Below are 14047 nucleotides of genomic sequence, written 5' to 3'. Positions count from 1 at the left end.
GCGTCGTACCTTCGGCCGAACCACCAGGTACGACGCGACTGCGGGGGTATCGCGCGCACGTCGGCTGCGGTGAGATCGGGTCCATGAACAATCCGATTCTGATCACGATCGCGGTCTGCGAAGTCGGCTTCTGGGTACTGGTGATCGGCGGACTGTGCCTGCGCTACCTGGCACGCATGAGACGCGCCAGCACGATCACGCTCGCCCTCCTCCCGATACTCGATCTTGTCCTCGTCGCGGCGGTGGCCCTGGATCTGCACCGCGGCGGCGAGGTCGAATTCGCCCACCGTCTCGCCGGCATCTACCTCGGCTGGACCGTCGTGTTCGCGCACTCCACCGTGGCTTGGCTCGATGTGCGCTTCGCGCACCGATTCGCGGGCGGCCCCGCACCGGTGAAGCCTCCCAAGAGCGGCCCGCAGGCCTACCGCAACGAGATCCGAGGATTCGTGAAGTGGCTGTGCGCAGCGGCGATCGCTCTGGCGATCACCTACGGACTCGCGTACACCGTGGCAGACTCGGAGCAGGCAGCAGCGCTGAAGACCGTGATCCAACCGCTCGGCGTCATCACGTTCTTCTGGTTCGTGACCGGACCACTGTGGGTGCTGGGTTCCAAGAACACAGACTCGAAAGATGCGAGCTCGAAAGATACTGCAGGAGAACGGAGTCGACACTGATGCTGGGAGGTTCGCGGGTGCCGGCTGGTTCCACGATGCTGCGCAGGTTCAGACCCGCGTGGCGGCCGCTCAATCCCGCCGTACTGCCGATCGAGATGCTACTGGCCACCGTTTTCTATGCCGGGTTCCAGCTCTCCACGGGCATGGTCGGTGACACCAGGGACGAACTCGTCGGCAGCCCAGCCCTGATCGCGGTGAGTGTCGTCGCCACCATCGCGATGACTGCTGTGACGTGTGCACGCCGGTCGTTTCCCGTCACGTCCTATCTGACGGTGGTAGCCATCAGTGTCGCGCTGATTCAGGTTCTGCCCGACCGCACTCTCGGGTTCACCCCGCTCTACTGGTTTGCCATCGCCGCGTTGGCCATTCGGGTGACCGGGCTACGCCTGTTCGCACCCCTCACACTCGGGCTGATCCTCGAAATCGCCGTCAGCGTCGACACCCGCCTGTCCTTTCCGGATGCCGCAGCAGGCCCCGGTGGAACGATCGGCGTGGTGGCCGAGCAGGTGGCTAATCTGATCATCAACTACACGGTACTCATCGCACTCGGAAAATACATCGCGCGCAACCGGACCCAGGAACTCGAGAACGAGGCGGCACTGGACCGAGCCGAACTGGAACACCGACAACAACTGAATGCGGCACTGGACAACGAACGAAGAACCATGGCTCGCGAACTCCACGACGTCGCTGCCCACCACCTGACCGGAATGCTCATCCAAGCCAAGGCTTCCAAGACTCTCATCACGAGCGACCCCGAGCAGGCACGCGAACTGCTCACCGGTGCAATCGGACACGGCCAGCGCACCCTCGACAGCCTGCGCCAGATCGTCGGCATCCTGCGCCCGAGCACCACCGACCAGAACGCACCGCAGCCGATGATCGCCGACATCCCCGGTCTGATCGAGCAATCACGAATGTCGTTCGCGTCCATCACGGTAGACATCGGGATACACACCGCCGGAGACACAGGCGACACCGACAGCGCCGTGCAGTTGACGTGCTACCGCATCGTTCAGGAGGCGTTGTCCAATGCCCGACGCCATGCGCCCAACTGCGATGTGACCGTGCAGGTATCCGATCGTTCGTCGGCCATCGAGGTGACCGTGAGCAACACGATCACCTCGGACGCCTCCGGCCGACGCGAATCGGCGGGGCAGGGTTTCGGCATCCCGGGAATGCAGGAGCGAGCCGCACTGCTCGGAGGAACCCTCGACGCCGGATTGTCGGCCGACGGAACGGCATGGTCCGTACGCGCTCGGCTGCCTGTCAACGGGAAGATCTCCCGGCCCGCAGAGCTGATTGCATGATCGGGGTGCCAACATGATCACCGTCCTGATCGCCGACGATCAGCCCGTGGTTCGACAGGGATTCGAGCTGTTCCTGGCCGGCCATCCCGACATCCACGTCGTCGGACAGGCAACCTCGGGAAAGCATGCCGTGCAACAGGTTACGGACCTTCGCCCCGACGTCGTACTGATGGACATCAGGATGCCGAACGGAGACGGACTGACCGCAACACGGGAGATTCTGGCGCGGTTCGACACCATCCGCATCATCGTCGTCACCACGTTCGACCTCGACGAGTACGTGTTCGCGGCGCTCGACAGTGGTGCATCCGGCTTTCTGCTCAAGGACACCGATCCCGACGAGCTCGCCGACGCGGTGGTCACCGTGGCCGGCGGCGGTGCGGTGCTCTCACCCCGCCTGACCCCGCGTCTGATGACGGAGTTCGCCCGCCGGGGCGCGCCGAGGCCACACACTTACGTTGCACCGCAACATGATCTGAGTCTTCGCGAGATGGAAGTGGTGCAACTGTTGTCGCAGGGCCTGGGCAACAACGAGATTGCCCGGGCCCTGCACCTCGAACAGAGCACCGTGAAAACTCACGTCGGGAACATCTGTCGCAAACTCGACGTCAACACCCGAGTCCACGTGGTTATCTGGGCCTACCGCAACGGCCTGGTGAGCAGCTAGGCTGCCTTTCGTTCCTCGTCATCCGCAGTCTCACCGGCGCGCTCGACCAGCGAGGCCGAGTGGTCGGTGTACTGGAAGTGCGGTCGCTTGTCGCCGATGTAGGAGGTCATCCACGACACCACGGCAACATAGCGGTTTCGGAAGCCGACCAGGTACATCAGGTGCACGGCGAGCCACATGAGCCAGGCGATCGGTCCGGACATGTCGACCTTGCCGAACAACCGTGCCACAGCACTGAATCGGCCGACGATCGACATGCTGCCCTTGTCGGTGTACTTGAACGGCGTCCCGGCGTCGACCTTCCCGATGATCATCTTCGCGACGTGCCTGCCCTGCTGCATCGCCACGGGCGACTGTCCGGGGAGCTTGTTCAACGACGTCACGTCGCCGATCGCGTAGATGTCCTTCGCCGAGCCGACCGTCAGATCCTCGTGCACGAGAAGGCGTCCGGCACGGTCGGTTTCGCATCCGGTGCGCTCGGCGATCGTGGCCGCCAACTCGCTCGCCTGAACGCCTGCCGACCAGATGACGGTCTTTGCCGGGTAGGTACGCGACGTCTTGGTGTCGACATCCTGCACGGTCACGACGTCGTCGGCGATGTCGGTGACCATGGCCCCGGTGACGACGTCGACGCCCGACTTCTCCAGCTTCGTGCGGGCGTACGCGCTGAGCTTGCCGCCGAATGCGGGCAGAACCTCCTTGACACCGTCGACGAGAGTGACCGTGACGTCGCCCGGTTCGATGTCGGGGAACGAGCCGGCGAAGTAGCGGTGCGCGAGATCCCTGATCTGGCCGGCCAATTCGACGCCCGTCGCGCCTGCACCGACGACGACGAAGCTCAGCAGCTCCTTGCGGGCGGCGGGATCGGTCGTCATGTGCGCGGTCTCGTAGCAGCTCAGGATCTGCTCACGGAGCGCAATCGCGTCGTCCACGGTCTTGAGCGCGAACGTGCGGTCCTTGAACTCGTCGCGGCCGAAGTACGCCTGCGTGGCACCCGTTGCGACGATGAGCCGACCGAAGCCGATGGTGTGGCTCTCCCCGGCACCGATGTAGGTCACCTGGTGTGCCTCGGGATCGACGTCGACGACGCGCCCCAGACGGACGTCGGCGGAGTCGTACTGCGCGAGGATGCGTCGGATCGGCGGGGCGATCTCACCCGTCGAGAGCATTCCGGTGGCGGCCTGGTAGAGCAGCGGCTGAAAGAGGTGCTCGGTGGTGCTGGAGATGAGCGAGAACGTCACACCGGCCTTGCCCAGAGACTTGGCAGCAGCCAACGCTCCGAATCCCGATCCCACGATGACGACGTCGTACGTTTTCACAGCACATCCCTTTCTAAGCCCAAGTCCTTTCCCAAACGAAGAACTACCTCCATGAAACTCCGACCTCGGTGGTCTATCAACGCGAAAGTTGGAATAGCATCCATGAGTAGAACTCATGATTGGAGACGCGCGTGGAACTGCGACAGCTGAAGTACTTTCTCGCGGTCGGGGAAGAACTGAACTTCTCGCGTGCCGCCGAGCGCTGCTACGTCTCGCAGTCCGCGATCAGTCTGCAGATCGGCAAGCTGGAACGAGAAATCGGCGAGCCGCTGTTCGAGCGAACCTCACGCGTCGTTCGATTGACCGTTGTGGGAGCACAATTGGTCTCCATCGCGCGGCACATGGTGGAACTCGAGCAAGCCGCCCTGGCGTTGACGGCGCGCCGCCGAAACCAACTACGCCTCACCGGAAACATGACCTTCGCCGCGAACGCCATCGCGGCCATCGTCTCGGTGCGCGAGCACCATCCCGACGCCGAGATCGACTTCGTGCTGAAACGATTCGCAGAACAGATCGAAGCGGTGACGTCCGGGGACTGCCAGGTGGCGCTCATTCGCGGCAGCGTCGAACGTTCGGGACTGCACGTGACCGAACTGTGGACCGAGGATCTCGTCGTCGCGCTCGCCGAGGGGCATCCGCTGGCCGGCGAGGACAATCCGAGCCTGCGCCAACTCGCCGACTACCCGCTACTGCTGCCCAAACGCAGCGAGCAGATCCTGCTGCACCGGGTGATCGAACGCGAGATGAAGCGCAGCGGGCTTCCACTGACGTTCGGGCCGCCTGTCGCGTCGGATCACACCGCAAGCGCCGAACTGCTCAACCATCCGCAATGCTGGACGATTCTGTACGCCAGCACCGCCGACAGCACGCCCAAGACCGGTCTCGTCTTCCGCACCGAGGCCGACCGAAGACTGCAACTACCGGTCTCGGCGGTGGTCGACGCCACCGAGCCGGTCACCGACGTCCAACGCGACCTCGTGGCAGCCCTGGCGGCGACGGCACCGGTTCAGCCTGTTCAACCCACGGCACCGGCGAGCTGAGCGTAAGCGGCGTCCGCGTCGAACAACTCGGCGCGATCGTACGTCGATGTCGAAGCCATGATCTCGTGCGCGCCGGTGCGCTCGATCAACTCTTCCAGCCGGGGACGCACCTGCCCGGCAGTGCCAAGGATGCTCGACGCCAACGACGCCTCGATTCGGTTCCGCGTCTGCGGAGTCCACTGCGACTCATCGATCGCCGACGCCGGTTCCAGGGCCGGAAATTCACCCTCGCGCCGTGACCTGGCCATGGCCCACGCCTCCGGCAATGCGAGCCTGCGCGCGTCGGCGGTATCGGCTGCGATCGTGACGTCGAGCGAGATGATCACGTACGGTTCAGGATTGTCCGGCGAGGGCCGAAAACTCTTGCGATACATCGCCAATGGGTCGGTCTTGTGCAACACCGGTCCACCGACGACCACCGGAAGCCCGGCGCGGGCCGCGACCTCCAGGCCCGCACCGGTCGCGAGAACGAAGACCGGCGGAGACGCGGTGACGGGCCGCGCCGTCACCGGTGCCGAACCGTCCAGATACGAACGCAATTCGGCGATGTCGGTATCGAAGGTATCGGCGTGCTCACTGCGTAGAGCTGCCCGTACCGGTTCGGTGAACCCGAGCGAACGGCCGACGCCGAGATCGATCCGGCCGGGAAAGAGGGACTCCAACATCAGGAATTGCTCGGCCACGATCAGCGGCTGATGGTTGGGCAGCATCACTCCCCCGGATCCGACGCGGATGCGTGAGGTGCGCGACGCCACCGCCGCAGCCAGTACCGCCGGTGCGCCCGACGCGATGCCGGGTACACCGTGATGCTCGGCCACCCAGAACCGATGCAGCCCTATCTTCTCCGCGTGCACCGCCCGTTCGACGGTATGACGCAGCGCCGAGGCGTCGTCCGTACCGGATCGAGTGCGGGATCTGTCGAGGAGGGAAAGCAACACAGCTAGGACAACCGCCGGGGCGTCGGGCATATTTCTGGGTATGAGTTGGTGGGTGGCAAAGCACGTCGATGCCGAAGGCCCGGCGCTGATCGGGACGATCATGACCGAACGCGGAATCGACTACACGGTGGTCGCGGTGGCGATTGGGGACTCGTTGCCCTCAGCCGATGCGGTCACGGGGTTGGTCGTGCTGGGCGGACCGATGGATGCGTGGGGCGATGTCGCTCACCCTCACGTGCGGGCCGAACGAGACTTGATTGCCGAGTGTCTGCGACGGGACATTCCCGTGCTCGGGGTGTGTCTCGGGGCGCAGCTCCTCGCCGCCTCGCAGGGATGTGCGGTGTACCGGGGTCCTGTCGCGGAGCTGGGCGCCGGAGAGGTGACCGCGACCGATGCCGGTGTATCGCTCTTCGGAGCAGAGTCGGTCTCGGTGGTGCACTGGCACACCGATACGTTCGACCTGCCTGCCGGGGCGGTGCTCCTGGCGAGCTCGAATCTCTACCGGAATCAGGCGTTCCGGTTCGGCAGCGGTCTCGGTCTGCAGTTCCACGTCGAGCTCACGCCTGCGCAGCAACCGATGCTCGACGCACACATGCCTGCGGGAACGGCACCGAATGCACAGGTCCTCGGTCGCGTCGCCGAGGGCGGGCGAAGAATTCTCGAAACATTCTTCGACGAGGTGTCATAGCGGACCGAACATGTCCGCAATGGCGCTCATCATTGATTCATGAACCTCACCATGAAGCTCGAACTCGTCACCCTGGCCGTCACCGACGTGGACCGTGCCAAGGACTTCTACGTCTCGATCGGCTTCAACGCCGACCACGATGCTCGCCCCTGGGACGGCATCCGGTACGTCCAGCTCACTCCCCCGGGCTCGGCGTGTTCCATCGCCATCGGCGAGAACATCACCGATGCCGAACCGGGCAAGGGAGCCGGAATCCTGATGGTCGTGGACAGCGTCCAGGACGCCTACGAACACCTCACCGCGGCCGGACTGACCATCGACCCGCCCAAGGACGAGGGCTGGGGCACGTTCGTGTACTTCGCCGACCCCGACGGCAACAAGTGGTCGGTGCAGCAGTTGCCGGCACAGTCCTGAGCAGCGCTAACTGGGACCGAAGGCCAGCCGAGCCAGGATGCCGCGGTGGTCGGAGCCGGGAATCGTCACGGCCTCGACCGAACGCACCGCCATGTCGGCCACCAGAACATGGTCGATGGCGATGACCGGAGGGTGCCAGGTGTGCGCCGGGTACGTCCTGAGCATGCCGGCTCCGGTGGCCACCGCGGCATCGACGAAACGCCCGTCCTGCAGGTCTCGATATCGCCGATGATCCTGCGTCGCATTGAAGTCGCCCGCGACCACCACGGGACCGTCGTCTGCGGGAATCTTGGCCAGTAGTTGCCGCAGCAGCCCAAGCTCGCGGACCCATTCGGACGGTTCGCGCGGCCACGGCGGCACGGGATGCACCGCGAACACGAGCGGGCGGCCCGGCATCTCCACCCGCGCCGAGAGCAACTCGGTCACGAAGCCGTCGTGGCGCTGCTGGTCCACGAGCGGGAAGCGGCTGTAGATGCCGGTTCCGTCGCCGCCCGCGGCAGCGCTCACGTACGCATGCGGCAACGACCCCGCGAGCCTGGGGCGAAGTTGCGCGTCCGCCTCGGGCGTCAACTCGACGAGGGTGAGCACATCGGGGCGGTGCTCGTCGACCAGCGCGACCACCGCGTCGAGATCGGCCTGCCCCAGCCAGATGTTGGCATGCAGCACTGTCAGAATCGAGGCGTCGGAGTTCGTTGTCGATCTTCGCCGCAGTAGGGGCATCTGCGTTGCGGCGGCGCTCGCCATTATCGCCGCGCCGGCCGCCACACCCCACCAACCGAACGCGAAACCTGCGACCACGGTGCCGGGCACAGCGGCGAGCATGAGGACATGTGCCAACGCAGCGGCCACGAGCATGCCCTGTCCTCGCGAGTCGAGGAGGTGCGCCGCGATGCCGACCACCGCCGTGACAAGCAACAACAGAGCCACCGAAGCCGAAACCATAAGCGGAAGTCTGACAGGCAAACCTGAGGCCGAGCTGGGAAGCATCCTCGAGACCGACCGAACCGTTCGCTTTCTCGCGGCAAACACGACAGAATCGACAACGCTGTCCGTGAGTCAAGTAGGGGGACTTTCCGTGAACCGAAGGCAATTGCTGCGGTTGGCCGCTGCCGGAATGCTCGGCGTTGCCGCCGCTCCGGCCCTGAGCTCCGCCGGCCTGCCGGGTTCCGCCCCCGCCGGCGCACTCCCCCTCGGTGCCGACCGAATCCGGTCACTCGTTCCCGAACTGTTCGCCGACCCGCCGCGCCCACCGGACCACTCGTCCGTCATCGTGGTCGGCTCCGGATTCGGTGCCAGCGCCGCCGCGCTGCGTATGGCCCAGGCCGGCACCCAGGTGACCGTGCTCGAGCGCGGACTGCGCTGGCCACGAGACCCCTGGCGCGAGATCTTCACCGCCGACATGACGGCCGACGGACGCGGCCTGTGGCAGCAAACGTCGTTCACCAACATCACCGGCCTCCCGGTGGGACCTGTCGATCTCTTCGGCGGAGTCCTCGACACCACCCGCTACGAGAACCTCTCGGTCTGGCGCGGCGCGGCCGTCGGCGGCGGCTCGATCGTCTACACCGGCGTGACCATCGCCCCCGACAAGAAATTCTTCGACCTCTCCTTCGGCGGACGCCTGAGCTACGACGAGATGGCCGCCACCTGGTACCCCAAGGCCCGTTCGATGCTCCGGCCGTCGGCGATGCCCGAGGACGTGTACAACAGCCCGAACTTCGCGCACTCGCGCACCTGGGACGACCATGCCCGACGGGCAGGATTCACCCCGGAAGCGGTCGACGGAAACTGGAACTGGAACGTCGTGCGCGACGAGATCGCCGGCCGGTCTCGGCCGTCCGCGACCGTCGGCGCGAGCACGTTCGGCAACTCCAACGGTGCCAAGCACGACCTGACTCAGAACTACATCCCCCAGGCAGAGGCCACCGGCCGCGCGGCCGTCTGTCACAGCCACCGCGTCGCGGCGATCGGCACCGAATCCGGCGGCCGCTACCGCGTCGAGATCGAACGCCTCGACCCGTTCGGCAACGTCGTCGAAACTCGCACCGTCACCTGCGACACCCTCGTCCTCGGGGCCGGATCCATCGGTACCACCGAACTGCTGATGCGCGCCCGCACCACCGGAGCGCTGGCGAATCTCAACGAGTTCGTCGGCACCGGCTGGGGTACCAACGGCGACGCCTCGATGACGCGGTCGCTCGGGCCGATGTCTGCCGGACCGCAAGGTGCGCCCTGCGCATCCCGCATCGTCGACGACTCCGGGCTACCCCTGACCGTCGAGAACTGGTACGTGCCAGGCGTTCCCGTGAACCTCGGATTCATCGGATCCCTCGGCATGACCATCGACCCACTGCGCGGAAACTTCGGATTCGATTCCGCCGCAAACAAATTGACCCTGAACTGGCCCAAGGGTGGCAGCCGCGACACCGTCGAAGCCCTACGCGCAGTGCAGAATCGGATGGCGCAGGCCGGCGGTACCATCGTCGCAGCCGAACCGTTCACCCGCGATGTCGACGACACCTTCACCGCCCACCCACTCGGCGGCGCGGTACTGGGCGACGCCACCGACGACTACGGCCGCGTGAAGGGTCACCCCGGTCTCTACGTCGTCGACGGTGCACTGATCCCGGGAAGCACCGGTGCGGCCAACCCGTCACTGACGATCACCGCGCTCGCCGAACGCAACGTCGCACAGATCATCGCCGACGGGCGCTGAGACACGGGCGACGGGCGCTAGCCGCACATATCGGTTTCCGGTCGCGTACAGACTTGCCCTCGAAAAGGTTCACTCATGCACAATCCAGCAACTCGACTCGCGGAAACCGATGATTTGGCGCCTGCCGCCGAAACACTGCGCGCGGCGTTTGCCGACTACCCGTGGACGAGATGGGTGATACCGGCCGATGATTACACGACCAGGCTGCTCGAACTCCAACACTTATATCTACAGCATGCGCATCGACACGGAATTGTGCTGCTCACGGACGACTACGCCGGGGTGGGGGCACTACTTCCCGCGGATGCACCTGCACCCGATGACGAATTCATGGCGCGGATCATCGAACTGCACGGAGATCGGATCGACCGACTGTCTTCCGTCGAATCCTTGTCGCATTCGTGGACACTGGAAACGCTCGGCGTGCAACCACACATGCAAGGGCACGGGATCGGCGGACGGATCCTGGAGAAGGCCATCGAGGAAGTCGGCCGACGAACAACCTCCGATTTGGCCCTGGACACTTCGGATCTACGCAACGTGCGCTTGTACGAGCGGCACGGATTCCGCATATCGAGCCACACCGCACCGAGTGAGGGACCAGAAGTGTGGTCCATGATCCGCACATTCACCACGGATTGAGATCTGCAGTTCTGACGCATCGGTGACGAACGGTCGAACGCCACACGGACATTGCGCGAGCTAGCTCAGCTCAATGTCGGGGCGGCCTTCGGGGACGGTGACCGTTGCTGCGGTTCGCACCGATGCGCCCGGTTCGGAAACGCGGTCGAGAACCCTTACCTCCGAACGCCATTCGGTGTTCGTCAGCGTGCTGCGAAGATAGCCCCGACGGGCATTGCCGTACTTGACGTGCGGCGAACCGTCGGCGATGGCGGCTCCGGTGGAGTCGACATCGGCACCGTCCTTGCCCGACGCTATGGACGTGGTCGCGATCTCGACACCTTGGATCGGCGACACTTGATCCTGGTAATCGCGACGCAGTTCCGACACGATCGTGCGGTGAATGTCGCCGACGATCGACGCCACGTTCTTCGTTCCGCGATCCCTGGCTCCGTCGAGAATGCGATGACGCGAGGCCTCGTACCCGCTCCATGGATCCATGCCGACCTTGCGATCGTTGCCCTGTCCCCGAGCAAGGTCAGCGATGACCGTCTGGTGTGCCAGGAAGTTCCACCTCGACGGTGACGCGAACCCGTCGAGGATCCATTGTTCCTGTGCCGCACCGGTAATGGTGCGCGAAGGATCGGCCGTCTCGGCGTCCTGCGCATGCTCGCCGTCCCCGTGCGCCTGATCGCTGCGGTACTGCCGGGTATCCAGCACCGAGAAGTCCACCAGATCACCGAACGAGAACCGTCGATAGACCTTCATGTCCGGGCCCACGGGCTTCAGATTCGCGCGCACCGGAGTGTTCTCCCACCACGCCTTGAATGCATCGGCTCTGCGCAACAGGAACTCTCGCGGATCGTCGTCGTCCTGACTGATCTGCGAGGCCCAGTTGTTGTCCACCTCATGGTCGTCGAACGTCGAGACGAACGGTGCCGACGCATGCGCGGCAGCCAGATTCTCGTCGGCCTTGTACATCGCGTATCGGTCGCGATAGTCGCTGAGCACCATGGTTTCTCGCGCCGCCGACTCGGTGCGCGGCTCGCCCTTTCGCGCACCCTCGTCCTTGATCGCGTACTCGTAGATGTAGTCGCCCAGAAAGAACACCACGTCGAGATTCGAGGCCGCCAGGTCCCCGTACGCGCCGAAGAACCCGTCCTCCCACTTCTGGCACGAGGCCCAGGCGAAGTCGAGCTTGCTCAGCGGCTGACCCACTGCCGGTGCAGTTCTGGTACGTCCGACCGGGCTCGCGTGTGGGCCGACGAGGAAGCGATAGAAATATTCGCGGGCCGGCTCCAGCCCGCGGACGTCGACGTGAATCGACCAACCGTCGATCTCGGTGGCGAGCTCGATGCCCTCGCGGCTCATGTGTGCGAACTTCTCGTCGGTCGCAATCTGCCACCGCACCGGTACCACTCCCGGGGTCATTCCGCCCAGCGGCGCAAAGGGATCGGTGGCGAGCCTGGTCCACAGCACCACCGAGTCGGGCAACGGATCACCGGAGGCCACGCCGAGGCGGAAGGGGTAGTCGGGGGTCACGACGGACTGCGCGTGCGCCGTGGTTCCCGCGAGTCCAGGAGTGAAGGCGAGCGCCCCTACCAACGCACTCCACGTCAGAAACTGTCGGCGCGTGGCCCCCGCCTGCAAGGAGATGTCCTGACCGATCCGAATCTCATTACCCCGTCTCACCATTGGTCGAGACTCTCGTGCCCGGGCAAACTGCGCTCGTCATCGATTCGACGGCAAGGTGAACACGCTGCGGCCTTCAGATGCGTCGAGCTCCTGGGCCCGCCTTGCCCAGCTCGTCGCCGGGGTTGAGCAAGGTGCACTTGCTGAGCGAAAGACATCCACAACCGATGCACCCGGTCAGCTCCTCCTGCATCCGCGCAATCGACTGCTTGCGATCCTCCAGCCTCTGGTTCCATGCAGCCGAGATCTTTGCCCAGTCACGTTTGTTCGGGGTGCGGCCCGACGGCAGGGACGCAAAGACCTCGGCCACCTCGGAAAGCGGTATTCCGAACCGCACTGCCACCTGAATCAGCGAGATCCGCCGAATCGCGTGCCGGGGGAACTTTCGTACGTTGCCGGCCGTCCGCTCGGCGGGAACGAGCCCGAGGGTCTCGTAGTACCGGACCGCGGACACCGCGGCCCCGGTTCTGGCCGCGACCTCACCGATCGAGAGCAACTCATCGCTGATCCGGATCATGCTGCCTCCCAGCGGGTCCATCGATTTGACCTGAAGTGCACTTTAGATTCTAACCTTCGTCATCATGCACCCCTCCACCGAACCCACGACCGGAACCTGGCGGCAGCTGCTCAGCGCCCGCTACGTCGGCACCGCAACCGTCCTCGCCGGCGGCGTAGCGCTGTACGCCACGAACGTCTATCTCACTACGAGCCTGCTGCCCACGGCCATCGACGAGATCGGCGGCCAACGCTACTACGCCTGGACTGCAACGGTTTTCCTGATTGCGTCCGTCATCTCCTCGATGCTGGTCAGCAATGTTCTGGCTGCCCGCGGACCTCGCGGTGCATACCTCATCGGCCTGACGATCTTCGCTCTCGGGACCGTGGTGTGCGCCGTCAGCCCCACGATGGAACTCCTGCTGGTGGGCCGAACGATCCAGGGTTCGGGAGGTGGACTACTGGCCGGACTCGGTTATGCCGTCATCAATGCAGCGCTGCCGCAACACCTCTGGACTCGCGGAGCTGCGTTGGTCTCCGCCATGTGGGGCGTGGGAACGTTCACTGGCCCGGCCATCGGTGGCATATTCGCTCAGTTCGGAGCCTGGCGGTCGGCTTTCGGCGTGCTCGTCGTCGCAGCACTCGCGGTGGCCGCCCTCGTCCCCAAGGCGCTCCCGGCCCACACCAGCGAGCCCACCGAGTCCAGCCCGGTACCGACATGGTCGCTGACCCTGCTGACCACGGCTGCACTGCTGGTGAGCGTAGCCGGCGTGATGCCGAATCTCGCGATCACCGCAGCCATGGTTGCGGCCGGAGCGCTGCTGCTGATCGCCTTCGTCGCAGCGGACCGGCGCGCACCGTACGGCGTTCTCCCGCCGTCGACCTTCAGCGCGTCGTCCCTGAAATGGGTGTACCTGACCATCGTCGTCCTCGCCGTTGCATCGACGGTGGAAACGTTCGTCCCACTGTTCGGCCAACGACTTGCCGGATTGGCACCGTTGGCGGCCGGATTCCTCGGAGCTGCACTGGCATTGGGCTGGACTCTCGGAGAGATTCCGAGCGCGTCGGCCACGGCTCCGCGCATCGTACGACGCATCGTCATCGGCGGACCGATCCTCGTCGCTGTCGGATTGTGCATCATGGCAACGTTTCTCACCGACCGAGCAAACGCCGGCCTGATCACCGTGTGGGTGGTGGGTCTGATCGTCGCGGGAGTCGGAATAGGAATCGCGTGGCCGCACCTGGCGGTCGGTGCCATGACATCGGTCACCGAACCGGGCGAAGGCGCACGAGCCTCGGCCGCCATCAATACCGTCCAACTGATAGCCAACGCTTTCGGCGCAGCCCTTGCGGGAGTGCTGGTGAACCTCGGGGAATCATCGACGCTGCGATCGGCTCAGTTGCTGCTGTTCACCTTCGCGGCCGTAGCACTGATCGGCGTGGCAGCGGCGGCGCGATCGCAGCGGGCTTAGG

General features: G+C 65.0%; 14 protein-coding genes. 9 read left to right on the top strand and 5 right to left on the bottom strand.

Translation table 11 applies throughout. The features are described 5' to 3' along the window. Window positions 1-83: 83 nt before the first annotated feature. Genes BH93_RS07450 through BH93_RS07440 form a run of 3 tightly spaced genes read left to right on the top strand, consistent with a single transcriptional unit; the run spans window position 84 to window position 2651 of the window. On the top strand, window positions 84-674 hold the full coding sequence (locus tag BH93_RS07450; protein WP_037171709.1) for a hypothetical protein: 591 nt from the start codon (window positions 84-86) through the stop codon (window positions 672-674). A 17-nt stretch (window positions 675-691) separates the two neighbouring features. Beyond that, complete coding sequence (locus BH93_RS07445) at window positions 692-1984, top strand: sensor histidine kinase (RefSeq protein ID WP_165712659.1); 1293 nt, start codon at window positions 692-694, stop codon at window positions 1982-1984. 13 nt (window positions 1985-1997) lie between these two features. After that, window positions 1998-2651 (top strand): response regulator, encoded by a 654-nt coding sequence (locus BH93_RS07440; RefSeq protein ID WP_037171712.1) that lies wholly within the window; start codon window positions 1998-2000, stop codon window positions 2649-2651. Here BH93_RS07440 and BH93_RS07435 read toward each other — a convergent pair. Then, entirely contained in the window at window positions 2648-3970 is a 1323-nt protein-coding gene (locus tag BH93_RS07435) for an NAD(P)/FAD-dependent oxidoreductase (RefSeq protein ID WP_037171714.1), read from the bottom strand. The two genes, BH93_RS07440 and BH93_RS07435, sit on opposite strands and share 4 nt — an antisense overlap. A gap of 131 nt (window positions 3971-4101) precedes the next feature. Here BH93_RS07435 and BH93_RS07430 point away from each other — a divergent pair, with 131 nt between their 5' ends. Then, the gene (locus BH93_RS07430; RefSeq protein WP_037171715.1) at window positions 4102-5010 is read left to right on the top strand and encodes a LysR family transcriptional regulator; all 909 of its coding nucleotides are present in this window, start codon (window positions 4102-4104) and stop codon (window positions 5008-5010) included. On the opposite strand, the gene BH93_RS07425 is transcribed toward BH93_RS07430, so the two are convergent. Then, window positions 4986-5978, bottom strand: coding sequence for an MsnO8 family LLM class oxidoreductase (locus tag BH93_RS07425; protein ID WP_037171717.1), 993 nt, complete (start codon window positions 5976-5978; stop codon window positions 4986-4988). The two genes, BH93_RS07430 and BH93_RS07425, sit on opposite strands and share 25 nt — an antisense overlap. Window positions 5979-5988: 10 nt before the next feature. Here BH93_RS07425 and BH93_RS07420 point away from each other — a divergent pair, with 10 nt between their 5' ends. Together BH93_RS07420 and BH93_RS07415 are read left to right on the top strand one after the other, a co-directional pair. Then, window positions 5989-6636 carry a type 1 glutamine amidotransferase gene (locus tag BH93_RS07420; RefSeq protein WP_037171719.1) on the top strand — a complete coding sequence of 216 codons (648 nt, stop codon included), beginning with the start codon at window positions 5989-5991 and terminating at the stop codon, window positions 6634-6636. A 39-nt stretch (window positions 6637-6675) separates the two neighbouring features. Further along, complete coding sequence (locus tag BH93_RS07415; RefSeq protein ID WP_037171721.1) at window positions 6676-7050, top strand: VOC family protein; 375 nt, start codon at window positions 6676-6678, stop codon at window positions 7048-7050. 6 nt (window positions 7051-7056) lie between these two features. On the opposite strand, the gene BH93_RS07410 is transcribed toward BH93_RS07415, so the two are convergent. Beyond that, entirely contained in the window at window positions 7057-7992 is a 936-nt protein-coding gene (locus BH93_RS07410; RefSeq protein WP_037171722.1) for an endonuclease/exonuclease/phosphatase family protein, read from the bottom strand. A gap of 133 nt (window positions 7993-8125) precedes the next feature. Here BH93_RS07410 and BH93_RS07405 point away from each other — a divergent pair, with 133 nt between their 5' ends. Together BH93_RS07405 and BH93_RS07400 are read left to right on the top strand one after the other, a co-directional pair. Then, a complete protein-coding gene (locus BH93_RS07405) occupies window positions 8126-9766 on the top strand; it encodes a GMC oxidoreductase (RefSeq protein ID WP_037171723.1) in 1641 nt (546 codons plus the stop codon). 75 nt (window positions 9767-9841) lie between these two features. Further along, window positions 9842-10408, top strand: coding sequence for a GNAT family N-acetyltransferase (locus tag BH93_RS07400; protein ID WP_037171725.1), 567 nt, complete (start codon window positions 9842-9844; stop codon window positions 10406-10408). A 60-nt stretch (window positions 10409-10468) separates the two neighbouring features. Here the strand turns inward: BH93_RS07400 and BH93_RS07395 are convergent, their stop codons facing one another. Both BH93_RS07395 and soxR read right to left on the bottom strand, forming a co-directional pair. Further along, window positions 10469-12082 (bottom strand): alkaline phosphatase D family protein, encoded by a 1614-nt coding sequence (locus BH93_RS07395; protein ID WP_037171727.1) that lies wholly within the window; start codon window positions 12080-12082, stop codon window positions 10469-10471. Window positions 12083-12155: 73 nt separating this feature from the next. Then, entirely contained in the window at window positions 12156-12593 is a 438-nt protein-coding gene (gene soxR, locus BH93_RS07390; protein WP_179278300.1) for a redox-sensitive transcriptional activator SoxR, read from the bottom strand. A gap of 67 nt (window positions 12594-12660) precedes the next feature. Between soxR and BH93_RS07385 the strand changes: the two genes are divergently transcribed. Further along, on the top strand, window positions 12661-14046 hold the full coding sequence (locus BH93_RS07385) for an MFS transporter (RefSeq protein ID WP_037171728.1): 1386 nt from the start codon (window positions 12661-12663) through the stop codon (window positions 14044-14046). Window position 14047 lies beyond the last annotated feature (1 nt).

The organism is Rhodococcoides fascians A25f, assembly GCF_000760935.2.
Lineage (GTDB): Bacteria > Actinomycetota > Actinomycetes > Mycobacteriales > Mycobacteriaceae > Rhodococcoides.
Note: the sequence above shows the minus strand (reverse complement) of the source record. Positions and strands in the feature narration are given on the sequence as shown.